Here is a 24,411-nt window from a genome sequence, read left to right as displayed (position 1 = left end):
GCATTCTCTCCCCTGCCGGACTGCTCAATCGAAATCCGGAAATACCTCCTGTGGAATCCACTGCACTGAATCGGATTGTAAGCGGCTCATCGCAGGAGAGAGGATTCACAGGAGAGAATGAAAAGGAAGTGATTTCAGGAGGTTGCTCTTTACGTTTAATGAAGTACTCTTCGTCGTTCCCTGTAAGTTTGACTTGAATTCGTACCGAGTCGGTTTTGAAAAGGGAGTTAGTGAAAACCAGCCAGAATTTCCCGGTCCTGACATTTTCTATGAGGAAACTTCCATCAGCACCGGTAACAGCTTTTTCAGAAGTCCCGGAAATTCTCACATTTACACCCGGCACAGGTTTTTTAAAAACAGCATCGTAAACCGTACCGGAAATATCTGCGGTTGAATACTGAAACGGAGTCCAGGGATCTTTAATGAAATTGCAGGAACACACCATCAAGAACAAAACGGCAGAAGCTGCAAATACCGCTTTGCACTCCTTTATCAGTCGTAATATCCGGCTGTAATCGTTCTTTCTCACAATTGATATTTCTTTATAAGATCCATGAGTGCGTTTCTGCTTATCCTGAGTAGCCTGGCAGCACCTGAAACATTTCTGCCTGTTGATTCCAGAGCCTTTGAGATAAGCAGCCTGTCAATTCTCTCCCTTGCCTGCTTCAAATCAAGAGAGTCTGATTCTTCATCGAGAACACCCGTTTCTGCAGAGCCAGTTTCCTCAAGTCCAAGATCTGACACTTCAATAAATTCTCCGGCCGCATTGACCAGCCCGCGCATGATCGCATTTTCCAGTTCTCTTATGTTCCCCGGCCATCTGTGCTCTTTTATCACATCAGCAGCATCCCTGGAAAACCCCTTTACACCCGGATTCAGCTTTGGCCCGTACACGCTGAGAAAATGATCAGCCATGGACGGGATCAGGTCCGGACGTTTACGCAACGGTGCGATTTCAAACTGAAGCACATTAAGTCGGAAGTAAAGATCCTCCCTGAACCGCTTCTGCGCAGTTTCATTCTTCAAATCCCTGTTAGTGGCAGCTATCACACGGGCATCGCTGTGGATCACACCGGTGCCGCCAAGCATCTCATATTCCCCGGATTGGATAAAGCGTAAAAGCTTTGCCTGAAGACTGCCGCTTAATTCCCCGATTTCATCAATAAAAAGTGTTCCGCCACAGGCCAGGCTTACTTTCCCGGATTTTCTGGCGTGAGCACCTGTAAAGGCCCCTTTTTCGTGTCCGAAAAGTTCGCTTTCCAGCAGTTCAGGCGGAATCGTCGTACAGTCAATTGTTATAAAAGACCCGCTGAGCATTGAATGATTGTGAATTTCTCTTGCAAGCAGGCTTTTACCCACCCCGGTCTCTCCGGTAATGAGTACCGGCAGAGCGGTTCTGGCAGCCTTTTCTACAAATTCTCTTATATCTTTATTGCTTTTTGCATCCAGCCCGTAAAAACCGGAGGTTCTAAACGAATCTCCAAGCTTCAGAGAAAGATTCTCATTTTTCAGCTTAAGCCGGTTTATCACCGGTGAATAACGTTTCTCACCCTGAATGCTGGCCTCTCTGTAGGCCTCACCTCTGGCCCTCTCTATAAGTTCTGCATTCTCCAGAGATAAAGCAATAAATGATGAGCATGCCAGAAGAAAACTTCTGTCATTTCCAAGGAGTTTCAGACGGTCTGTTTTCTTTGACACACAATAGACAACCGCAATTATCTCCGATGTTCGGCTGAGTACCGGAAAACATAATAAAGACCTGATATTAAACCTCAAAAGGCTGGCAAAACCAGAAACATCTCCGGTTCCATCTCCTGCATTGTCCAGAATTACAGGTGCCCTGGAATCGAAAACCTTTTTCAGTACTTCACGGCTGACAATGCTGTTGCTCTGTTCCGAAACCAGCTCTCCGCCATCCAGCACACAGAACCGTTCCTCATCACAGAGATAAATCCCCGCGATCTCAAGGTCTATCAGGTTCTTTATCTCTTTGAGCAGTTCCACAATGATCTCGTCACGATCCCTCAGGGGAAGCACTTTTTTCAGGATATCGCACAGGACTTCAAGAAGTCTACTGTTTCTGCTGTGAAATTCAAAATCGGCTATAACACTCTGCACTTCTTCATCGGAAAGCTTTGCTTTCTCACGCAAAGCCGCACTGAGCATCTTTACTGCACCGTCCTGCCCCTGCCCAGGCAGACTGTAAACTGATGTTTTACAGAAGTTTGCGGAATCGATGATTCTGAAAGTCATTTTCATTCCGGCAATTGACACTTCATCACCATCTCTGAGAATCGCCCTGTCTACCTTTTTACCATTCACTGCCGTTCCATTTGTGCTCTTGAGATCCACCACTTCTGCTCTGTCTTCCGAAAGCAGAAACGACAAATGGAACCCGGAGACACTCCTGTCCGTTACCACTATATCCGCCTCCGGATTCCGGCCTAGACGGCAAACCGGTTTGTCAAGCAGTATTTTTCTCTCCTGCGATGTTCCGAGGTTGATTATCAGATGATAACTCACTTTTTCCCTTTCCTGCTTTTCAGATTTAAAACAAGACCATCTGCAACAGTACCGGCATACACACCGGTAAATATCAGCATGGATGTCCTGCAGATAAGTGAATATCTCTCATATTCTGAACGGTTACCGCTGTACCATCCGTACTCAGGATCATAACTGTTCTTCATTTTATGATATGCCCAGATCCCTGCCCCTATTCCAGCAACCTGAAGAACCGAAAACAGAATGCCTCTGACCGGCTTATGGTATTGAATTTGTGTGACGCCCAGAGGAACAAAACACAACGGAATACTGTACCAGTCATTCCTGGTTTTTAAAACTTCCCCGGAAGTATCGTTTACTTCAGCAGCGGCTGAATCTGATTGCACTTGTAAACCAGCTTCAGCCTGCACAGATGTATCACTGTTCTCCTTTAGAGAGTCCTCAGTCACTGCCATGCTTCCGGTAAAATCATTGTACAAAGCCAGCTTCTCTTCAGCACTCATAAATACATCGAGAATTTTTGGTGATGTGAGGATAGTATCCAGGTAGAAGCCTTTATCTATGTCCAGCAGTCTCAAAAAAACCGCTTCAGCACTGTCCTTCTGCTCAGTAGCAGTAAAACAGAAAGCGAGGTATTTGAGATATTCCATGTCAGCAGAATCCGGCACTGCTTTGATTTTTGTCTGCAGTAACTCGATCGCCTGCTCGTAAAAACCGCTCTCGTAAAGTACTTTGTAAGCCGGCTCCTCACCGGTCTCCTGGAAACCTTCCGGCGGTAAATCGTCTCCCAGACTTACAGTAAACAGACAGATTATGAGTAGTAAAATGATCATGGCTGCAGCAATTGTAATTTATATCTCTTTCTGAGAATTTCTCCAGCAGTAACAGTGACCCTGTCCTCAAGCGGGACACAGTGCTTATTGACAAGCCTGACAGTGTAGCTGCCTGAGGGAATGGAAACCGGCCGGGAAAAAGGTGTCTTTCCCAGTTCCTTTCCATTTATATATACAGTTGCCCAGGGTTCGCAGAATACAAATATTTTTCCGGAATCAGCAGTTACCAAAGTATCTTTTATTCTTCTTTTCGAAGGTTCCTGTCTGACTGCAGCTACCCGGACATCAGGTAAAACAGTACTTTGATTTTTCAGTGTGTCTGTCTTTGCATCCTGCAGCACATCATCATTTGCATTTGCCACCTGTCCGGCAGTCGAACTGTCTTCCGCTGCAGTTGCTGCAGGTAGCATGGGAGAGGAACCGCCTCCCCTTGACGTATTAAAAAAAAACATAACACCAATCCCCGAGATCAACACAGTAAATACAGCGGCCACTGCGCCCGGTTTAAATCTGAACCTTTCCGGTTTGTAAATACTTGTCCTGGCGAGAGAGATATCACTGGATGACTTTGAGAGGTCAACTGTTTCAAACAGAGCCTCTATACCGGTATTCAAAGGATGTTCCTGCCGGCAGACAGAAAGGCTCTGCTTCAGAGCCACGCCATCGGGGATTCGCTCAGAGGGATCATAAAGAAGACAACGCCTCAGAAGTTCATAGTAGCAGGATGGAAGAGACTGGATTTCCGGATAATCGATAATTACTTTTCCTGCCTGGATTTCCGGAATGATTTCTGGAGATTTCTGAGCATTGTAAGGCAGGCGTCCGGTTAACATCGTGCAAAGTGTTACAGCCCATGAGTATATATCTGAAGCAGAAGTGATCTCTTTTCCGGAGAGCTGTTCAGGTGACATAAATGGCGGTGTCCCGGCTACCGCATTATCCACAGTCAAACGATCATCCAGATTGTGAAATGCCAGTCCGAAATCAGACAGCATTGCCCTGCCTTGGCTGTGAATCAGGATATTTGCAGGTTTGATGTCTCGATGCATTATACCAAGACTGTGTGCTTCAGAGAGCGCACAGGCGATTTCCCACATTACTCCCAGTGCAATCTCTGTTTCCAGCTTTTCCCTCTGCTTGAGAACTGCCTCGATGTTTACACCGGGAACATACTCCATCACTATGTAATGAGAATTATCCTCTATGAAGTAATCATATATCCTGACAATGTTAGGATGATCCATTCTGGCCGCAGCTAATGCCTCGCGCTGGAAACGAATTGTAGCTGAAGTATCTCTGCAAAGGTGAGGATAAAGAGATTTCAGCGCAACGGTGCGTTTTAATCTGTTATCCAATGCCTCAAAAACCACAGACATGCCGCCTGAACCGATTTCCCGTATAATCTTGTAATTCTTCAATTCAAGTTTCATCTTCAAGCAGAAACAATACTATAGGTAATAGTGTTTTCAATACCTCAAAATAATCTATGGACAAAAGAAACACTCTATGCAGGAAAACAGCAATCAACAATGGAAATAAAAAATAAAGTGTATTTACATTTCCTGTTCATTGAATTTATTATATAATAAAGCATCGGCAAGGATCTATCCAACCCATTCAGAGAGGAGTACCTCATGCGCTTAGCAAGTTCACTTCTTATTATTTCTCTGGCCTGGATCTCACTAAGTGCCCAGGATACGCAGCAAAAAGCCGCTCAGGGAGAAAAAGCAGCCACTCCTGAGCAGGCAACCACCCCTGCTGCTGTAAAAACCAATGATAAAACCACAGCGGATAAGAATAACGCTAAGCAAACAAACGTAACGGTTACCGGTGCGACACAAAAAGCAGATGCTCCGGCTGCAAAAGCGGTAAAAAAGGATAACGCTCCTAAAACCGCAAAAACAGAACAAAAAGCCGCCACCGAAACTAAAAAAGCAGACTCCCAGGCTGCTCAGGCAGTGAAAAAGGAGGATACTCCTAAAGTTGCAGCCGAAGCTCCAAAAGCCGAGCCAAAGACTTCCACCGAGACTAAAAAACCTGATGTTCAGACTGCTCAGCCAGCCCAAAAGGATGATGCTCCCAAAGCTGCCGTAGCAACTGCAAAAACAGAACAGAAGGTTGCCACTGAAGCTAAAAAACCAGATGCTCCGGCTGCCCGGCAAAAAGAATCAGCACAAACAGCCTCTGAAAAATCTGAGCTTTCAGTCGCACGTGCAGCAATTGCCCTCAACATAAAGGATCTTGAACCGGAAAATGCCGGTGACACATTCCCTCCCGAGGTTAAACGGCTGTATTGTTTTACTCACATTAAAGGTTCATCCGGAGCAGCAGAGATTCAGCACAGATGGTACTGGAATGATGATCTTATGGGAATAGTGAATCTTCCTATTAAATCGCCAAACTATCGCACCTACAGCGCCAAAACAATTCCGGAAGGGATGACTGGAGAGTGGAGAGTGGCTGTTGTGGATTCAAAGAATGAAGAAATCCTGAAAATGCTCAAGGTGCAGATTAAGTAACAGCCTATAATTTGATAAAAACTAGGGCAGGATAGCATTCTGCCCTGGTTTTTTTATTTAATGAGACCTGTTCCCGCCTTATCCTTCACAGCACCTTTTTTCCGTACAGTTGATAAAATACCGGTTAATTCCTGCAGGCTGCCAGCAGTCACTGTTTCTCTGTTGTCCAGGAGTAGCACCAAGGGTTCATTAACAGAGAGGCTCTTTAAAAGCTTCAGATGATTCTCAAGGGAACTTGTGTCCCCCAGAACCGCTGCTGTGAGTGAATCCGGATTGATGCCAGATTTACTGCTGATAGCAGACCAGTAGGAGCTCCCAGGGTTTTCAGCGTATTCCTTCAGGTAAGATGCAAATTTGGTCTTATAATGTAAAGACAGAAGAAGCCATCTCTGCGACTCTTCCTGACGGAAATACTCTTCTGTACCCCTGAGAGTCTTCAATGGCTCACCGTAAAAAACCGGCCTTATCTCAACTGTGGAAACCGAATCATCAAGAACTGTCTTCAGTACAGCAGGTATCTCAGGAAAGAAGGGATCCACAAAGAGCACAACCGTCCCTCTCTTTAGCTCCCTGCGATGAAAGTAATTCTTTCTGGCTATTCCCTCTTTGAAAATCAGTCCTCCATTTTTCTCGATCAGTCCGCTCTCAATAGATCCGAATTTTTGAGTCTGCCTCACTTCCCTGCCAAACACATAAAATGGCAGCGCGTCAGGATTGAATTTTTTAAGCAGTTCCTTACCCTGTTTTGAATTCAGAGCAAATGTCTTTACAGTTGCACCCGGAAACAGCTCATAGGTTGTCATGATCATCAATGACTCCGGATGTTGAAGCGTTGAATCTGCAACAAGCACTGTGAAATCAAACCGTACTGCATCACGGAACTCACAATCACCTGAAACACACTTTCCGATTTTGCCAGGTTTTCTGCAATCAGTGTCATCTATACATTGTGGAATTGAATCGCAGAATTTGGAGGCCCCCGGACTGCCACTGCATTCAATTCTGGCAAGCCTCAGTTTCGAAATCCGGCCTTCATAAGGTACGTTATTGATCATTAATGTCGGTGAGGCATTGATATTCTGGCGCTCTGAACGGTTATAATGAACTGTTAGCTCACTCTTTCCTTTTGAGGCTATCCACTGCTCGATTTTTCCCTTGTCCATTTTCAGTTCATCGATCAGAGACTCAGTGGGAAGAATCGCTGCCGCCCGCTTCTGTAAAAATTGTACCCACTTTTCAGGGTAAAGCTCCTTCACGGCAAGCCACATCATCTCGTCATGTACCTCCCCGGCCCCATGCAGTGATGACAGGCTTTTATCACTCTCCACATTACCTATAAACCTGATATTCCACTGGAGTTCGGGAAAGACCTTCACAAACTCCACAAATGAGACAAGTGCCTCAAGACCATATGGACACTGGCTCATTATATACAGATCGTACACATTTTCCCGTTTCTTATCCTGTAAATTCAATATCGCAGCAACGGAACTGTCCTCTTTGACCTCTTCCCCGGCATTGAGCCATCCGCTCCTGATCACACTCATCCTCTTGCCGGAAAAGCGTAAATCCACGAAGGAGAAACTTTTCCCCTGAAACCCGAACTGCATTACAGGAACATTGTCTCTCATAATAACCGGGTTCGTGTCGGCTTTACGATGACCATTGACTATCAGATCACACTCGGGGAAAGAATCTTTCAGCGCAATTGAGCTCTCCTGGCCCAGGTGAGAGAGAATTATCTGGAAATCAGACCTGGCTGTCATCTCTTTCCATACCTTACGCAGAGACTGAACCGGATCTTTGATGGACAGGTTTCTGTCCGTCTCGAAAAGCTTCTCCTGCGATGTCAATCCTGTGATTGCAAAGGTATACTGTCCCTTTTTAACCAGAAGGTAGGGAGCTGTCAGGAGTTTTCCATTCTGGTCGAAACAGTTGACAGACACAACCGGGACCCCAGCCTCTGATGCTCTCGCTATCAGCCAGTCTCCCCCGTACTGAAGATCATCGTCGCCAATTGCCACGGCATCATAGCCAATAGCTCCCATGCCCCTGAGAGTAACGATAGTTCTAAGCGAATCCGCGGATCTTCCCTCAGTATAGGAATCATAGATTCCTCCTCCGGAAAATCCACCTGCATCCAGCAGAAGCAGATTGTCTCCTTTACGGATACTCTTGACAAGAGTAGAGCGCTTTGCCAGACCTCCGCCCGGATCCTGAGGACAGTCACAGGGTTCGATCATGGCATGTGTCTCCGCTCCTGCTATGACAGTGAGATCTATCTCATTTGTCGCAGCGGTTACCGATAATCCAATGGCAAAAATGGGAATAATTAACGTGTGAAAAGCTTTCATTCAGATCAGTGTTCCTTCCGGATGTTTCTTCAATGACAAATCAAGGGCATGCAGAGGGGAATCCGCTTGCGGAGAAGATCTTCCATCGCTTTCAGCGGGTCAGAAAGATCAGAAGTGTCTTTCTCAAGGCACTATCCCACTGCTTCAACTAAAAAATAACTCTTCTTACCTTTTTGCAAAAGGATGTATTTGTCATTGAGCAGATCAGATATGCCTGTTTTCGTGTTTGGATCGGTTATTTTACTCTTGTTTATCGATACTCCGCCCTGAGACAGCATCCGCCTGGCTTCGCTTTTTGATGGGAACAAGCCGGTTTTCTCAGAAACCAGATCGATGATACTTATCCCCCTTAAAAGTTCGTCACGCGAAATCTGCTTCTGAGGTACACCATCAAACACTGAAAGAAAATCCTTCTCCGGAAGCCGGCGGAGAGTATCGGTAGTGCCTTTACCGAAAAGAATCCCGGATGCTTCCAGTGCCATTTTGTAATCATCACTGGAATGAACCAGTATGGTCATCTCTTTTGCCAAAGCTTTCTGCATCGCTCTTTCATGCGGTGCTGCAGCATGCTCCTGTTCAAGCCCGCTGATCTGATCTTTTGCAAGCAGTGTAAAATACCTCAGCATCTTTGGCGCATCCTCATCACTGACATTGAGCCAGTATTGATAAAACCTGTAGGGAGATGTACGAGATGGATCCAGCCATACACTCTCTCCCCCTTCAGTCTTACCGAATTTCTTTCCATCAGCCCTTGTGAGGAGAGGACAGGTAAGGGCAAAGGCTTCCCCTCCGGCCTTGCGGCGGATAAGCTCAGTACCAGAAGTGATATTTCCCCACTGATCAGAACCTCCCATCTGAAGCACACATCCCTTGTTGACATAGAGCCAGTAGAAATCATAGGCCTGAAGAAGCTGATAGCTGAACTCTGTAAAAGAGATTCCGCTCTCCCATCTGTTCTTCACCGAATCTTTGGATACCATATAATTGACAGTTAAAAACTTTCCCACATCGCGGAGAAAATCGAGGAATTTTATCTCTCCGAACCATTCGTAATTGTTTATGATCTCAGCTCTATTGTCAGAAAAATCCAGAAACCTGGAAAGCTGCTTTTTTATGCACTCCTGATTGTAGGCGATGACATCAGCAGAGAGAAGTTTCCGTTCTTCCGATTTTCCCGATGGATCACCGATCATGCCAGTTGCTCCCCCGACCAGAGCCACAGGCTTATGCCCGCTGCGCTGAAAATGAACAAGAAGCATCACTGGAATAAGGTGGCCTATATGCAGTGATGGTGCAGTGGGGTCAAATCCAACATATCCGGAAATTGAGCCCTCAGCCAGTTTAGCATCTGTACCAGGTGTAATATCATGTATCATTCCACGCCATTTCAGTTCTTCAAGAAAATTCATTTTTCCCCGCAAATCCATTTCTTTGTAGTAAACTATTGAAATCTATCATTTTTTAAAAACACCCCATTTTATTTCGAAACTTCTGGTCACTCCTACACCGCAAAAAACGCATTTTTCAGATGATCAATCTTTTCCCCCCAGACCGCGATCACATCGAAGCGACAGGGAACACCCATAAGATTATGCTCCTTTATGTACTGCTGAGCCATTTTTGTCAGAATTTTCTGTTTCTGTGGTGTAACCCAACTCAGAGGATTTCCGAAAGCCTTTCCCTGCGATGACTTTACTTCCACAAAAACCAGTGTCCCGTCAGCATCCTGTGCCACACAGTCAATCTCACCCCTTCTGGACCTGTATTGTTTGCACACAACAGAGTAGCCTTTGGAAAGCAGATAATCCACTGCGATCTGCTCCCCGCAGTTTCCCTTCTGACGAGTGCTCTGATTTGGTAATTTCGGGTCCATTATTTTTTTTTACGCAGGATGATTCAATATATGGTACAGAAGGATTCCTCCAAGCGCGGCAATGGCAGCCCAGGAAAGCCATTGTGTCTTTGCCATCTCCAGCCAGTAATCAAAATCCAGCGGAGAAAAATCACCTCTACGCCTCTCTCCGCAACGCCGGTCGGTAATCCTGCGCTCCTTGGCATTTTCAACAACATCATCTCTCTTTGCCGGCTTAAAAAGCATGGTTGTACGCTCAACCCGCTCCTCCGGGTCGACCGAATCCAGATGCTCAAGCATCTCCTCCACAGATGAGTATCTCTCGCGCTTGTCTTTCTTCAAAGCTTTAAGAACAATCAGTTCCAGACGTTTGGGAGTGTCTTTTCGCTTTACAGAAGGCGGCACGGGAAGCTCATGAACCTGTTTGTACGCCACTGACATGGCATTGTTACCTAAAAATGGAGGTTTGCGGGTCAGCATCTCATAGATCACTATTCCAAGAGAGTATATATCGGTCTGGGCATCTAGTTTGGAACCCTGTGCCTGCTCCGGAGACATATACTCGGGAGTCCCTACAGCAGAACCGGTCATGGTGATATTTGTTCCAGAGAAGATCTTTGCTATTCCAAAATCACTGAGCCGGGCTACACCGTTTTTCTCCAGTAAAACATTCTGCGGCTTGATATCACGGTGAATAATATTGCTGCCGTGTGCATAGCGCAATCCGCGACAGATCTGTTTTGAAAGATCAATTATCTCCATGACAGGGATCGACTTGCTCTGAGAGATATACCTCCCCAGATCCATCCCGTCAACATACTGCATCGCGAAATACCGAAGCCCGTTTTCCTCCCCGTATTCGTAAATGCTGACAATATTCTGGTGCTGAAGAAGGGAGATGGCTTTTGCCTCGATTTCAAATCTCTTGGCAAACTCCTCGTCTCTTGACAACTGAGGGGAAAGCACCTTCAGGGCGACTATCCGGTTAAGAGGCTCCTGTACAGCTTTGTAAATATCCCCCATGCCGCCTCTGCCGATCTCTCCAATGATACGGAAATGGCCGATCCTTTCAGGGATATTCTGTTCAGTGTTTTTCATTAACATATTCATAAGAAATACTCACCGATGAGAGATGTGACGATGCACAGCCGTCTGGGTTAAAATAATTAAAACAGCCGCCAATATAAAAAGTGCACTCCACTCCTTCAACTCCAGAGCCGGCCGGTCAAGAAGACTTGCCTGCTTGAGCATCCCGAACACAGGCCGCGATATGGTAATATGAGATATCGCCCTCCCCAGATCAGTCATCCTGTCAAAAGGGATAAGAATTCCTGAAAAGAAGATCTGTGGAATGAAAAGAATGGGAAGCACAGTTATGGCTCTGCCGACATGACCCGACCAGGAACTGATAAAAAGCCCAAGCAGAGCGCCACTGAAAGTGCCTGAAAGAGTTATTAAAAAAATATCGGCATTTAATTCATAGGAACTGAAGATAAACTCAAGTGAAAAGCAGAGAAGAAATGTCTGTAAAAGCGATACCGATGCAGCAAGGAGGATCTTTGAGATCAGATACGCTGAAAGACTCAGCCCCGCGCTATTATCCCTGGCCACAAGAGGCCACTCCCTGGCTATTTCCCTTATGGAATTAACCCCTCCAATCCATATAGCAGAAACAGTTACACAGAAATAGAAACTCAAAGGAAGAAAACCTGCCCCACCCCTGAAAACAAGACCCAGTAACACCGCGATTAGAGGAGCCTGCATAAGCATCAGAAAAAGGTTCCTGCGGTCCCTTGCGATAATTCTGAAATACCTTCTGATAAGCATTCCAACCTGGTGGCCGGAAGAGATCGTCCGGGGTTTACGAATCCGGGCAGGGATATAAACACCCGTATCCAGGCGGGGTGATCGATTCATTCTCTTATCCGTGACTACGCCGGTGCCATCTTCGGAAATCCTGTCGTATACACCTGCCAGAGATCTTGCGTTGAATGTGGTTTCCAGTTCTGCCGGCGGCCCCTGAAATACAACTCTTCCCCTGTTAAGAAAAACCGCCTTATCACAGAGTTCAAGCTGCTCAAGAGTATGGGTGATCAACACAAGAGTGTGCCCCCGGTCACTTATTCTCCTGAACAAACGCATAAACCTGCGCACAAGCCCGGGATCAAGCCCTGCAAGCGGCTCGTCCAGGAAAATAAGCGCCGGTGAGGAAAGGAGTTCTATTCCAAGATGCACCCGTTTAGCCTCACCGCCCGAAAGGCGGCTTATACGCCTGTGGGCTACTCTCTTGAGGTCAAGGAGTTCTATCACTTCGTCAATTCGAGCCTGGCGCTCTGAGCGGGTGCTGTCACGTGGGAGTCTCAGCATGCTCTGCTCAAGAAATGTTTCCTCAACTGTCAATTCCTTATAAAGGAGATTCTCCTGTGACACATAGCCTATGCTGGAGGCAAATGCCTCCAGAAATCTGCCCAGGGGCAGACCGTTTGCATACACTTCTCCCGCATCAGTCTTAATTCTTCCGGTCAAAGCTCTTACCAGAGTTGATTTTCCGGCACCGGATGGGCCAAGAAGGGCTATAAACTCACCGGGTGAAAAGGAGAGAGAAATATCGCTTAAAAGTGAGACGCCACCCCTCCTTACTCCCAACCCTGTTACCTCTATTCTGATCCTGTTACTGTCATCAGCTCTGATAAGCTTTCCGTCATCGACAAACAACCTGTAAGGGCCGATCTGAAGAACGTCACCCTCACTAAGTCGCCCGGAAGAAACAGAACGCCCATTAATAAAGGTACCGTTAGTACTGCGGTTATCAACAATCAGAAAACTGCCGTCCTGAAGCCTTGTGGCTTTAGCGTGCAATCGGGAGACAAGCGGATGAGAAAGCTGGATCTGACAATTTGGCTCCCTTCCGATATTGAGGCTTTGGGCACTGTCAATTTCCGGAATATCCGGCTTCTCATCCTGTCTGATCTCATCTAAACTCAGGAAATCATCCCCGATTTTAACCTCGAAGGATCTTACACCTATGGTCAGTATATCACCATTTCTGAGGACCTCCGGAGTTCTCAGAGTCGTGCCGTTCAGCCTGACTCCAAATGTACTTTTCAGATCAGAAATGACAGGATTTGACTTTTGAAGAGAAATGGAAGCGTGCCTGCGTGAAATGCCTATTCCGCTCAGGCAGATGCTGCACGTGGGATCACGGCCCAGAAGAATTTCCGAGCCATCGAGTGCATATTTCAGTGTTTCTTCCCCGCTCATCAGTTTGCAATCCCATCCCCCTCAGGCACCGATAAGGGAGCGTACTAGTTCTTCAACCTCTCTCTTTGTCCTTCCCAGATCATCATTGACAATTGTATACTCGTATTTTCCCTGGGAACGGGCAAACGCAATCTCTGTAAAAGCATTCTTAAGGCGGGTCCTGATCGTCTCCTCATCATCACTGCTGCGATTTCTAAGCCTCTTTTCAAGCTCCTCCATGCTGGGAGGAAGAATCAGTATTCCAACAGCTTCAGGGTATATTCTGTCAAACTGCTTCTTTCCGAAGACATCGATATCCATTACGATATGTTTGCCGCTATGGATAACCTGATCGATGAAACTGCGTGGTGTGCCATAGTAATTACCATGCACAAGTGCCCACTCAGCAAATTCTCCGGATTCTATACGGGACTTGAATTCTTGTTCACTGATAAAGAAATAGTGCAATCCATCTACTTCGCCCTCCCGGGGTTTTCTGGTAGTAGCAGAGATCGAGTAAACAAGATCAGGAACAGATACCCTGAGGTAGTCCAGTATTGTGGTTTTACCTGCTCCGGAAGGCGCTGAAAATACAAATATTTTTCCGGTTTTTCCTTCACTCATTTCTTCTCAGGCATCCTCTCGCCGGAATTAACCGGAAAGGTATTACTTTCTACCTTTTCCTCCTGGACCATTGTCTGCTCCTCCATGAGCTTTCGCACCTCAAGAGCTTCTTGTTTAAGATCACACTCCTTCTGTAGAAGGTATTCAAGTTTGATCATCAGGTTTACTATATTGTTCAATGTTCTGCTGATAACCAGAAAAAGCATAAAAAGCACAAAAAGAGTTAACGCTGCAAGTACATAATGAGATAACATAATCCTCCTCAATACCCGAAAACTGGAAAATACATCCCGCACTGCTTTTTCCTGAGTCCATTTATTTTAAACGCCCCCTGCCATTCCTGCAAAACAGCAGTCAGGCCCATCAGGCGGGATAATTGAACCCTGAAGCTCTATTATTTAACTTATAATGTAATTATTCAGAAATAATTGCCATCAATTTTATTACTTAAGCAGTTTATCAAGAGATTTAGTATATTACTCTGTATCTGAATTATCGATGAACTGGTCTAAATCTGGTAATCATCTATAGCCTTGAATAAGGGTTAGAAAGGCCATCGAAAATGAAAAGAATTCCTATATTAATGCTTTCAATTGCTGTGCTGTTGATTAACTGCGGTTCAGATGATAACGAACAGGAGCCAACAAAGGAAACACCAGCATTTATCGGGACATGGGAATACAGCTTACCTGAATACCTGGCTTCAGTCTTGAAGAAGAAGTTCGATATCGGTTTAACGATCAATGACGACAAAGCCTCCTCATACTCTCTTACTGCTATCTATACCGATGAGGGTGACACTGCCCTCATACATAATGGCTACTGGGTCGTATCAAACTCATTCGATACAGTTTTTTTACATGGAACCGATTGTGCGATGTATGATACCCTTAACAACATCATCAATGATGATTGCGGATTGCCGGTGCCGGTTCCAATCAATATCTCTCATAATGTTTGGGATGTTTCCCTTGGATCCCTGGCCCCGATAGCACCTTCTCTGGGTATCAATCTGGAAACACTGGGAATCAGCCTGGATGGGATAACAATTCAGCTCAAAAAAGCCGAATAATCGTATTCGGCTTTAGACTCTGCCATTTCTCTTAAACCGCAGATTACAGGTGTACTTTATCCCCGCAAATCTCCCGGGGGCAAATGTTCCCCCGCTCTCTTCACCCTCGGCATTAAAAAGGTTCTGAATTGTCAGAGAAATGCGGTTATCAGAATTAAAAGAGTATGAAACCGACAGATCTGTTTTGAAAAAAGGATCCAGTTCCTGACGGAAAGGTATTACCTCGATCGGATCAGATAAAATGACCTTTTCTGGTTTCACTCCCCAGTCAAAGTATTCCCGCCTGCCCACAAACCCTTCGGCTATGCTTGCTTCCAGCATTCTCTCCCCGAAGCTTTTCCTGTAGCTGATTTCAATATTGAACTTGTGTGTTGCAATGTTGTCCAGTGAAACCCGGTATTTTTTGTTCTCCGATTGTGTAAATGTATAGTTGCCTCTTAAAGAAAAGCCTTCTAATGGTTCCCATTCAATCTGATTCTCAAATCCCCATGATACGGCATTTTCAACATTGTTATGTGTTACTGAAATACTATCCATGTTTTTTATGTTGATCTGAAATGCTATCAGATCATTCATATAATTGGAGAAGAAATCGCTCTTAAAAGTGAGATTACTTACCGGTTTTATATCCATCCCGCAATCAAAAGCCCAGATATATTCCGGCTTCAGGTCCGGATTGCATGTAACTTTATAGCTTGAAATCGGAAGATCTGGCATGTAAAGTTCAGTTGTGGAAGGAGCACGGAAAGCCCCGCCTCCTGACATACGCAAAAAAACGTGATCACCTGCAGGACTGGAGACTCCCAGTTTGGGAGAAAACTTACCCCCGAAAAGGGAATGTAAATCGTATCTTAAAGCAGGTACTATTTTTATATTGTCAAAAAGCGAAATCTCATCCTGGATATACACTCCAAAATTTCTGATCATTTTCTCTCTGGACAAAAAAGGCGGGATCGTATCTTTGGTATTTCTGTTGCGCATCACCCCGAAATTGATATTGTTCCAAAGATGGTCTACACCAGCAATGATTGTCTGATTTTTTTTCAGTTTTGCCGTAAACTGGGATTCAATCTGCCAATCCCTCGAATTGGCATCCCAAACACTAGGGACACTGCCCCCCTCAGACGGGGCCTCATTGAGATATTGGCCATTTACCATTCTGTAAAACCCACCAAAACGAATCTGAAGCCAGTCAACAGGATCATAATCAAGAAATGGTCCGATAAGAAATTTGTCTCCTCTGGTAATCACATCAGCCGGAGGCTGAGTACCTTTAGTCTTCCCGAATCCAAGCTCGCTGTTAAAATACCGGGCCTGAAGACGTGCACGGAGTTGATCGGAGATTCTGTAACCGCTCTTCAGAAACAACCTGTAATCACGATAATCATGATTATCGATGCTCTTAAGGTACTCGATATTTTTTCCCCTTACCAGAGCACTGTCATGAAAGTAATAGTTTCCCACAGAGCGGTATCCACCACTCAGTAGATAATCGAAACGCTCATTACCCCCGCTTAACAGCCCTGTGCCATTCCAGTACGCATCTGAGAAAGCATCATCCCAGAACTGCCTTCCATAAGCACGGTTTTCCATCATGTAGTTGTGTGCACTTGTAAAAGGAAGGCTTGTCTCTGCCGAAACCTGAAGTGACGGTAAACCATCCCCGGTCTGTGTGATAATATTTATTACCCCGCCAAAAGCATTTGCACCATAAAGCGAAGAAAACGGTCCACGTACTATTTCCACTCTCTGTACTGCCTCAAGGGGAATTTCATTTATAATCAGAAACGGAGTGCCTGAAGCATTAGTCGGGATGCCATCAACAAGAATGAGAGTTCTTGTAGCTGCAAACGCACCTGGAATTCCACGCATGATCATATCCGACGGGAGCCCTTCCCCAAGCCCGACAGACCTCTTCACCTGCACACCTGCTGCGTACTGAATCAGGTCATCGATGCTTCTGGCCGCAGATGCCTTTATCTCATCCAGGGAGATCACGGTTACGCTGACAGGAATTTCAGATGCCTTGCGGGCAGTCCTGGTAGCGGTTATCACCATCTTATCAAGCTGCTCGATTTGTACCGTATCGGTTGATAAATCTGTGTGATTCTCTTCAGAGAATCCTGTATACGCAAGTGTTAATGCTGCTAGAAAAAGAATCCCGTTTTTCACGCTGTCATCCTTCCCCTGTTATTTCTTTTTATATCAGATTTAATATAAATAGGATCATGTAAGTTGAGCTCGTTAAATTTAAACAGGAGCGTACAGTTCGAATCTGTTCCCGGGGTCTTGTTTGCAGTTAGAGCCGGGATCAAGAGATGGATATAACAGTATATAACACCGATGCAGATGCCTCACCACCGGGATAAATCGACTTCTGCACCAGCCCCCTCTCAGATCCCCTCCTGATTTGCTGATAAATATCTCAGAGCCTGTCACGTATTACAAGTGTTACTAAACAAAGAAAAACCCTGTTTTCGAATATATCTTGACCTCTTAACTGGTATTTAGCTATTTTATCGCATTCAAATCCATGCGATACTCATTGAAGGAATTGTGAAATGAAAGAAAAGATTCATCCCAAGTACGAAAAAGCGGTATTTACCTGCTCATGCGGCAATACGATCGAAACCCGTGCTACAATTGGAAGCAGGCATATCGATATCTGCAACAACTGTCATCCTTTTTACAGTGGAAAGCAGAAGCTGATTGACAGTGCCGGAAGAGTCGAACGGTTCCGCAAACGTTATCAGAAAAAAACCCAGGAATCGTAGCTTCCGTCCGAAAATTCACGGGACAGAAGAGGCCGCTAAAAGCCCTTCTGTCCCTTTTTATTTTTCAAGTAGGTGTAAAATGATCAAATCTGCTATTCTCAAAGTTCTCTTCCTCCCACTCAGTCTTATCTTTGCTGCCCGGAAAAATACAGTCGGCGGACAGGCTATCATAGAAGGGGTAATGATGAGAGGGAAAGACAAGGTCTCCTGGGCGGTCAGAAGAGGGCCTTCGGAGGTTATGGTCGAACAGTTTCCTTTTACATCCGTTTGCAAAAAACACAAATTTCTTTCCAGACCTGTTCTAAGGGGAGCAATTAACCTGTTAGAATCACTGTCTCTTGGCTACAAAGCACTCTCCAGGTCTGCTGAAATCGCAGAACAAACACAGGAGAATAAAAACAGCGGAACTGAGAGAAACCCGGTTTTCGAAAAAATCTATTCCTGGATCAGCTTCATTGTAGCCCTGGCGATAAGCATCGGAGTTTTTATGTATGGACCGATGTGGGTTATCTCCCAGTTTATTCCAAAGGAATCCGCATTCCTGTTTAACACTCTGGCCGGGATAGTACGCATAATACTTTTCATAGGCTACCTTGTGCTCATCAGCATGTGGAAAGAGATTCAGCGTGTATTTGAATATCACGGGGCCGAACACAAGGCGATCTTTACTTTTGAAGACGGTAAAGAGTTGAATTTCGAAAACATGAATCCCTACACAACGGTTCACCCAAGGTGCGGAACAAGTTTTATCCTTCTTGTAGGCCTGGTTTGTATTTTTCTTTTTTCCATAATCGACGCCCTCTATATAGCATGGCTGGGACCTTTCCCCAACGTGCTGGTACGTTTACTGGTTCACCTCTCGCTTATCCCCCTTGTAGGTGGAATGTCCTACGAGGTTTTGAAACTCTCTGATAAATACAAAAACGCTCCTGTTGTGGGCCTTCTTATAAAACCGGGATTGTGGCTTCAGAAAATCACAACCAGAAACCCCGATGAACATCAACTAGAGGTGGCATCTCTTGCCTTGAAGGCGGTAATATGATAAAAGAAAGGGTCCTGAGCATCCTGGAGCAAAAAAAAGAGCTCGAAGCTCAGCTCTCTTCTCAGGAGGTCGCCTCAGATCCCTCCCGGATGGAGAAACTGGGTAAGGAATACAACGCGATCAATAAGAATCTTCCTGTTTACAAAAAGTATCTTGAAGTCTTGGCCGCAATCAACGAAGCTGAACAGATCCTTCAGGCCGAGACCGACCCGGATCTACTCGAACTGGCTCGTGAAGATCTGAAAGTGAATCAGGAATTACTGCCGGAACTGGAACAGAAGGTAAAATATCTGCTTGTGCCCCGCGACCCCAACGATCTCAAGAATGCTGTGGTAGAGATACGGGCTGGAACCGGCGGAACCGAGGCGGGTATTTTTGCTGCCGATCTTTACCGCATGTACACCCATTTTATCGAACGCAAAGGATGGGGTCTTGAGATTCTCAGCTCCAGTTTCGGAGACCTTGGAGCCATAAAGGAAATAATTTTCATGGTCAAAGGTGATAATGCCTACGGGACACTGAAATATGAGAGCGGTGTGCATCGGGTCCAGAGGGTTCCTCAGACAGAAACACAGGGCAGAATTCATACATCAGCCGCATCTGTCGCCGTTTTCCCGGAAGCCGACGATTTCGAAATCGATATAGACCCAAACGACCTGAGAATTGACCTTTACTGCTCAAGCGGACCTGGCGGCCAGTCAGTAAACACTACTTACTCCGCAGTACGGATAGTGCATATTCCCTCTGGAATTACCGTCACATGTCAGGATGAAAAATCGCAGCATAAAAACAAAGCCAAAGCACTCAAAGTGCTTCAGACAAGGCTTTACGAACAGAAACTGGCTGAGATTGAGGCCCAGGAGACTGCCGCCCGTAAAAGCATGGTAAGTACCGGTGACAGAAGTGCAAAGATCCGCACATATAATTTTCCGCAAAACCGTATCACAGACCATCGTATCAACCTGACCCTGTATAATCTTGATAATGCGATCGATGGGGATATCGATGAACTCATCGATGCTCTGGCTGTGGCGGATCTGGAAGAAAAGGTACAGCAGGCAGGAATCTGAACAATTCTCCGAAGGGAAGCCTCTGCCTTCCCCCTCAATTAACTATTTTTCCAGACTATGACTATCGGAGAGGCACTTGAACTTCTGAAAAGCAAACTCACCCCTTCCATGGCAGAGCTGGCCTGTCCGCAATCAGAGCAGATTCTTGAATTTGTCCTGAACTGCTCCAGAACCGACCTCTATCTCCACCGCTCATCTGAGCTTGACAATACATCAGAAGAAAAAATGCGCAGAATACTCTCGCGCGCACTCAAAGGGGAACCTCTGGCCTATATTACCGGAAAAGTCTACTTCTATTCCCGTGAATTCACCGTAAATCCCGATGTCCTTATCCCCAGACCCGACACAGAAACCCTGGTCGAGCAGGTTTTAGCAAATGAAAAATCGCCCGATCTCCTTTTTGCAGATATAGGCACCGGATCAGGTATCATCTCCTGCATTTTGACAGAACATAACAAGGGGTGGAAAGCGGTAGCTGTCGATTTATCTTTTAAAGCACTTAAAACAGCCGCCATCAACTGCGGCCCCGGAATCGATCTTGTCTGTGCCGATATGCTCAGTGCTTTTAAAAACCGCCCTTTGTTTGATTTTGTGGTAAGCAATCCCCCGTATATCTCAGCAAAAGAGATGGAAACTCTTGACAATTCGGTGACAGATTTCGAACCCCGTACTGCTCTTTACGGCGGTAAGGATGGTCTGGATTACTACAGACTTCTTGCGGCTGATTCACCCGGACTGCTCAAAAGCAACGGGCATATCTACTGCGAAATAGGATATGATCAGGGTGAGTATGTCAAAGAGATATTCCTTGCTTCAGGGTGGTCCGGAGTAGTAATCTGTAAAGATCTGGGCGGAAATCCCAGAGTAATGAGAGCCACAAGACCGGAAAAACCATGATCGATTCAGATAAACCCACTCCACTGCATCCATGGCTGGGCAGAAGTCTTCCTGTAAAAGCCCTGAGCATGATCTATTCTTATTTTGTAAAACGACGGAACAGGCTCTTCGATACCGACTCATCCCGCAGCTATCATGCAGAGCGCAAAGTCATCAGTATAGGAGGAATCAGGGCCGGGGGAACAGGAAAAACTCCGTTGACACTCATGACAGCAGAGTACCTGCAGAATGAGGGAATCCCTGTGGCACTGCTTTCCAGAGGGTATGGAAGGCAGAGCAGGAAAGATCTGATTGTCAAACCGGGCGAAGAGGTAGAATGGCAGGAAGCTGGTGATGAACCCTCTATGTTTCATTCACGCCTGCCTCAGTCCTGGGTCGCTGTATCGGCAAACCGTTCCAGGAGTGCCAGGAAACTTTCTGGAATAACCCCGACGAATGCGGTATTTCTTCTTGATGACGGATTTCAGCACAGGATGCTCCATCGTGATCTTGATCTGGTCTGCATCGATAAAAGGGTTCTCCATGACAGTTTGATCCCTTGCGGATACCTCCGTGAACCACTTGAATCTCTCAACAGAGCAGATGCGGTATTTCTGATCGATGATTCCAGGTCTGTTCAGGAGTGCTATAAGGTCAAGGATGAGATAACAAAGCGTTTTCCTGGTCTGCCCTGTTTTATTCTGTGCCAGGAAGCTGACTGCTGGGTGAATTTCAACACTGGACAGCAAAGCAGTACACCTCCTCTGACAAACCCGGTCGCCTTCTGCGGCATAGCACGGCCATACCGTTTTTTTGATCTGCTCAGGAGTCTGGGGGTAAACCCATGCAGGGAATTAAAGTTCTCCGATCATCATATATATAATGAACCTGATTTTAATTCTATCCACGAATTATATTCTCAGGGATTGGTGACAACAGAAAAGGATGCCTTCAGGCTGAAGAATTCCGGAGTTGTTATTTCTTCAGAATTTTGGTATCTTAAGATAAAACTGAGGTTTACCGATTCCGATTCGCAATCAGATTTTAACCGATTAATAAGCGGCTTGATATCTAATATATAGAAGGAGGAGTTGTCCATGAGAGTAGTTACATTTGGCATTCTGTCAATTTTTACCGTACTCTGTTTCAGCAGTATCATTTCTGCGGATGAAAAGCAATATGTAGAAGTTAAAGCACCTTTCGCGAACGTCTACAAAGAACTCGATCCTAAATCCGAGATAATTGAACAGGCAAAAAAAGGTGATCATCTGGAACTGGTCTTCGAAGGCACCTCATGGTACCATGTAAAAGTTAAAGAGAGCTTCGGATGGGTAGAGAAAAAGGCCGGTGAAGTTGTGGACAATCCCGGCGGCGTATCTGTAGTCTCAATACTTCTCTTATTATTGCTCATTGGCGGGACTACAGGTGGTGTATACTATTATATCTCTAAAAGCAAGGTGGCGGAAGCCTGAGTCTTTCGCACAGACTCATTATGAATATTAATATTGCGCAAAGAATAGCCTGGATACTGATTTTATTCTCTTTGACTGCTGCCCAGGAAAAGCAGGTAGAAGTAGTTGATCCCTATACCAATGTCTATATAGCTCCTACTCCGAACTCAAAACTTCTGGGAGTGGTTAACAAGGGAGAAAAATGCACAGTTCTCAGTGATATAAATGACTGGTACCGGATAAAGGTTCCAGGCATTACCGGTGGATGGTTGCGCAAATCAGCAGTAAAACTCCTGGAACCATCAACTCCTCCTCCCCCACTTCCACCACCTCCTCCTCCACCGGTTGAACCCGTTTCTGTGCCAACTCCTCCTGTTAGTTCAGATAGTCCAGTGGCGGTGGTAGAGTCCATTTCTGTCCCGGTTGTCAGCGCTGAAGAAGTCTCTGACAAACCTGTTTCAGCAATTGACACGTCATACTACCGAAGGTCACAGGCTTCTACACAGAAAGCCTTCAGCAGCCGAAAGGAACAAAAGAGAAGTGAGCAGAAACCAGAGCCGGTAAAAAAAGAGTCCCGCATTAAAAACTGGTTTACACAACAGAATTTTTTGCAGTCACCACCTGTCGTGCACCAGTTTGATGATGATGATCCAGGTATCAAATATTTCCAGGTCACTTATTCAATGACCAAAGTCCTTCTTTATCTCAGCCCCGATGCCCCGCTTCTGGGTATGGCTAAAAAAGGTGAAAATCTCCCCCTTGTAGGTGAGGGGGAATCCTGGTGTAAAGTAGTGTACAAGGATACTATCGGATGGATCGAGCGGAAGTATGGGAATATCATCGATGCTCCGGGATCGATCCTCTCCCTCAACCTGCGGGGGATAGGATTTCTGGCGGCCGCAGTCGCTCTTTTCTTCATCGTTATATTCATCCCGATTCTGATAATCAGAAAAAGAAAAGCAGCAGCGCGCGACAGTGATAAGGGGCTGGCAATCAAGAAGAACGTCTTTATAATTGCCAAGACTCCTAAAACAATACAGTACAGCCTGACAGATACCACTACCACTCTGGAAAAGTGTTTTCTTGAGGCCGGTTTCCAGATCTCATCAATAAAAGATCTGCCATCCTTACGCAACAGACTCTCTGAACTCATTCCAGAAGTGGTGGTAGTAGACTTCCGGTTTGATCGTACCATCCTGCAAACACTGGAAAGAATTTTCTCACAGATCCCTGGTTCGGATAAAATTCTTTTTATCGTGTACAATGTCGCTGACATCACAGGAATGCAGCCAGGACGCATTCTTCCGGCAATGACCTTTCTGGGAGTGACTTTTTCCGACCGGGAAATCTTCAAAGTAGTCACTCCCCATCTTTTGGCTGTCAATTCACAGAACATCCAGAAAAGCATACAGTCTTCTGCCCTGGAGGGTAACATTGCTGACGGAAACCTCATTGAGGTGCTTCAGTTTATAGAGATAGGCAGCAAAACAGGATGTATTCTCATCGAGACGGAAAAGCCCTTCGCGCTTATCTACTTTCTTAATGGACGTATCATTTATGCAGCAACATCAAATGGAATAATGGGCAGGGATGCAATTTATGCCGTCCTTAACCTCAAAGAGGGAAAGTTCCGCTTCCTTGTCGACAGAAAGCCCAAAAGCAGTAATGTAAACCTGTCTACCCTTGAAGTACTGATGGAATGGACGAAGGCGGTAGATGAAGCTCATGGGCATTGATTATGGCCGGCGCAGAATAGGAATAGCCGTTACCGACAGCTCCGGGCAACATATCCGCGGCCTTACAACTATAGACAGAAAAAAACATCCTGATCCTATAATCCCCCTTATTTCCATCATCGGACAGGAAAACCCCGATCTTCTGGTCCTGGGCCTTCCACTTGACATCAATGATGCCGAAACGGTAATGTCAAAAGAAGTAAGGTGTTTTGCGGAAAGCCTGAAAGAGCGATCCGGTAAACCGGTTGATTTTGCCGATGAAAGCCGCTCTTCCAGAAGAGCTTCCGAATTGATGCTGTTCAGGAAAAAGAAACAGCGTCGTGACAAGGCGGCAATTGACCGTCTGGCAGCGTGTCTGATTCTGGAAACATATCGTGAGGACCATCTGTGAGGGATTTGAGGTATCTTTTCTTACTCTGCCTTTGTCCAGTTATGATGGGACTTACCTGTGAACCACCGGCTC

At 45.7% G+C, this 24,411-nt stretch carries 22 protein-coding genes; 10 read left to right on the top strand and 12 right to left on the bottom strand.

Features of this window, described 5'->3' with window-relative positions; translation table 11 throughout:
• From GX089_14025 to GX089_14010, 4 genes are all read right to left on the bottom strand, one after another.
• The coding region (locus tag GX089_14025) for a carboxypeptidase-like regulatory domain-containing protein (GenBank protein NLP03607.1) at positions 1-529 on the bottom strand (529 nt) is incomplete at its 3' end.
• Positions 526-2,523: a sigma 54-interacting transcriptional regulator gene (locus GX089_14020; protein NLP03606.1), complete on the bottom strand. Its 1,998-nt coding sequence runs from the start codon at positions 2,521-2,523 to the stop codon at positions 526-528. The genes GX089_14025 and GX089_14020, both read right to left, overlap by 4 nt.
• The gene (locus GX089_14015) at positions 2,520-3,338 is read right to left on the bottom strand and encodes a tetratricopeptide repeat protein (GenBank protein ID NLP03605.1); all 819 of its coding nucleotides are present in this window, start codon (positions 3,336-3,338) and stop codon (positions 2,520-2,522) included. The genes GX089_14020 and GX089_14015 overlap by 4 nt, the downstream gene beginning before the upstream one ends.
• Positions 3,335-4,768, bottom strand: a complete 1,434-nt coding sequence (locus tag GX089_14010) for a protein kinase (protein ID NLP03604.1) — start codon at positions 4,766-4,768, stop codon at positions 3,335-3,337. Before GX089_14010 ends, GX089_14015 begins: the two co-directional genes overlap by 4 nt.
• A 204-nt stretch (positions 4,769-4,972) precedes the next feature.
• On the opposite strand from GX089_14010, the gene GX089_14005 reads away from it, so the two are divergent.
• Entirely contained in the window at positions 4,973-5,857 is an 885-nt protein-coding gene (locus GX089_14005) for a DUF2914 domain-containing protein (GenBank protein NLP03603.1), read from the top strand.
• A gap of 53 nt (positions 5,858-5,910) precedes the next feature.
• On the opposite strand, the gene GX089_14000 is transcribed toward GX089_14005, so the two are convergent.
• From GX089_14000 to GX089_13970, 7 genes are all read right to left on the bottom strand, one after another.
• Positions 5,911-8,211, bottom strand: coding sequence for a hypothetical protein (locus tag GX089_14000; protein NLP03602.1), 2,301 nt, complete (start codon positions 8,209-8,211; stop codon positions 5,911-5,913).
• 131 nt (positions 8,212-8,342) lie between these two features.
• Positions 8,343-9,620 (bottom strand): tyrosine--tRNA ligase, encoded by a 1,278-nt coding sequence (locus GX089_13995; GenBank protein ID NLP03601.1) that lies wholly within the window; start codon positions 9,618-9,620, stop codon positions 8,343-8,345.
• A gap of 92 nt (positions 9,621-9,712) precedes the next feature.
• Positions 9,713-10,084 carry a YraN family protein gene (locus GX089_13990; protein NLP03600.1) on the bottom strand — a complete coding sequence of 124 codons (372 nt, stop codon included), beginning with the start codon at positions 10,082-10,084 and terminating at the stop codon, positions 9,713-9,715.
• Between the two features lie 9 nt (positions 10,085-10,093).
• Positions 10,094-11,161, bottom strand: a complete 1,068-nt coding sequence (locus GX089_13985; GenBank protein ID NLP03599.1) for a serine/threonine protein kinase — start codon at positions 11,159-11,161, stop codon at positions 10,094-10,096.
• A 21-nt stretch (positions 11,162-11,182) separates the two neighbouring features.
• The gene (locus tag GX089_13980; protein ID NLP03598.1) at positions 11,183-13,324 is read right to left on the bottom strand and encodes an FHA domain-containing protein; all 2,142 of its coding nucleotides are present in this window, start codon (positions 13,322-13,324) and stop codon (positions 11,183-11,185) included.
• 21 nt (positions 13,325-13,345) lie between these two features.
• A complete protein-coding gene (gmk, locus tag GX089_13975) occupies positions 13,346-13,927 on the bottom strand; it encodes a guanylate kinase (GenBank protein ID NLP03597.1) in 582 nt (193 codons plus the stop codon).
• Entirely contained in the window at positions 13,924-14,181 is a 258-nt protein-coding gene (locus tag GX089_13970) for a hypothetical protein (GenBank protein ID NLP03596.1), read from the bottom strand. The genes gmk and GX089_13970 overlap by 4 nt, the downstream gene beginning before the upstream one ends.
• A 329-nt stretch (positions 14,182-14,510) precedes the next feature.
• On the opposite strand from GX089_13970, the gene GX089_13965 reads away from it, so the two are divergent.
• Positions 14,511-14,999, top strand: coding sequence for a hypothetical protein (locus GX089_13965; GenBank protein NLP03595.1), 489 nt, complete (start codon positions 14,511-14,513; stop codon positions 14,997-14,999).
• Between the two features lie 12 nt (positions 15,000-15,011).
• Here GX089_13965 and GX089_13960 read toward each other — a convergent pair whose 3' ends face one another.
• Positions 15,012-17,171, bottom strand: coding sequence for a TonB-dependent receptor (locus tag GX089_13960; GenBank protein ID NLP03594.1), 2,160 nt, complete (start codon positions 17,169-17,171; stop codon positions 15,012-15,014).
• A gap of 389 nt (positions 17,172-17,560) precedes the next feature.
• Between GX089_13960 and rpmE the strand changes: the two genes are divergently transcribed.
• The 8 genes from rpmE to ruvX all read left to right on the top strand — a co-directional run bounded on the left by rpmE (position 17,561) and on the right by ruvX (position 24,339).
• Entirely contained in the window at positions 17,561-17,773 is a 213-nt protein-coding gene (rpmE, locus tag GX089_13955; GenBank protein NLP03593.1) for a 50S ribosomal protein L31, read from the top strand.
• A 79-nt stretch (positions 17,774-17,852) separates the two neighbouring features.
• On the top strand, positions 17,853-18,815 hold the full coding sequence (locus GX089_13950) for a DUF1385 domain-containing protein (GenBank protein NLP03592.1): 963 nt from the start codon (positions 17,853-17,855) through the stop codon (positions 18,813-18,815).
• Positions 18,815-19,885 (top strand): peptide chain release factor 1, encoded by a 1,071-nt coding sequence (gene prfA / locus GX089_13945; GenBank protein NLP03591.1) that lies wholly within the window; start codon positions 18,815-18,817, stop codon positions 19,883-19,885. Before GX089_13950 ends, prfA begins: the two co-directional genes overlap by 1 nt.
• 57 nt (positions 19,886-19,942) lie before the next feature.
• Positions 19,943-20,782 (top strand): peptide chain release factor N(5)-glutamine methyltransferase, encoded by an 840-nt coding sequence (gene prmC, locus GX089_13940; protein NLP03590.1) that lies wholly within the window; start codon positions 19,943-19,945, stop codon positions 20,780-20,782.
• Positions 20,779-21,843 (top strand): tetraacyldisaccharide 4'-kinase, encoded by a 1,065-nt coding sequence (gene lpxK / locus GX089_13935; protein NLP03589.1) that lies wholly within the window; start codon positions 20,779-20,781, stop codon positions 21,841-21,843. Before prmC ends, lpxK begins: the two co-directional genes overlap by 4 nt.
• A 15-nt stretch (positions 21,844-21,858) precedes the next feature.
• A complete protein-coding gene (locus tag GX089_13930; protein ID NLP03588.1) occupies positions 21,859-22,233 on the top strand; it encodes a hypothetical protein in 375 nt (124 codons plus the stop codon).
• Positions 22,234-22,253: 20 nt separating this feature from the next.
• On the top strand, positions 22,254-23,948 hold the full coding sequence (locus GX089_13925) for a DUF4388 domain-containing protein (protein NLP03587.1): 1,695 nt from the start codon (positions 22,254-22,256) through the stop codon (positions 23,946-23,948).
• Positions 23,929-24,339, top strand: coding sequence for a Holliday junction resolvase RuvX (gene ruvX, locus GX089_13920; GenBank protein NLP03586.1), 411 nt, complete (start codon positions 23,929-23,931; stop codon positions 24,337-24,339). Before GX089_13925 ends, ruvX begins: the two co-directional genes overlap by 20 nt.
• The last annotated feature ends 72 nt before the right edge of the window (positions 24,340-24,411 follow it).

It is taken from the genome of Fibrobacter sp. (genome assembly GCA_012523595.1).
Lineage (GTDB): Bacteria > Fibrobacterota > Chitinivibrionia > Chitinivibrionales > Chitinispirillaceae > JAAYIG01.
The sequence above is the reverse complement of the archived record's forward strand: the minus strand, read 5'-3'. Positions and strand labels throughout refer to the sequence as shown.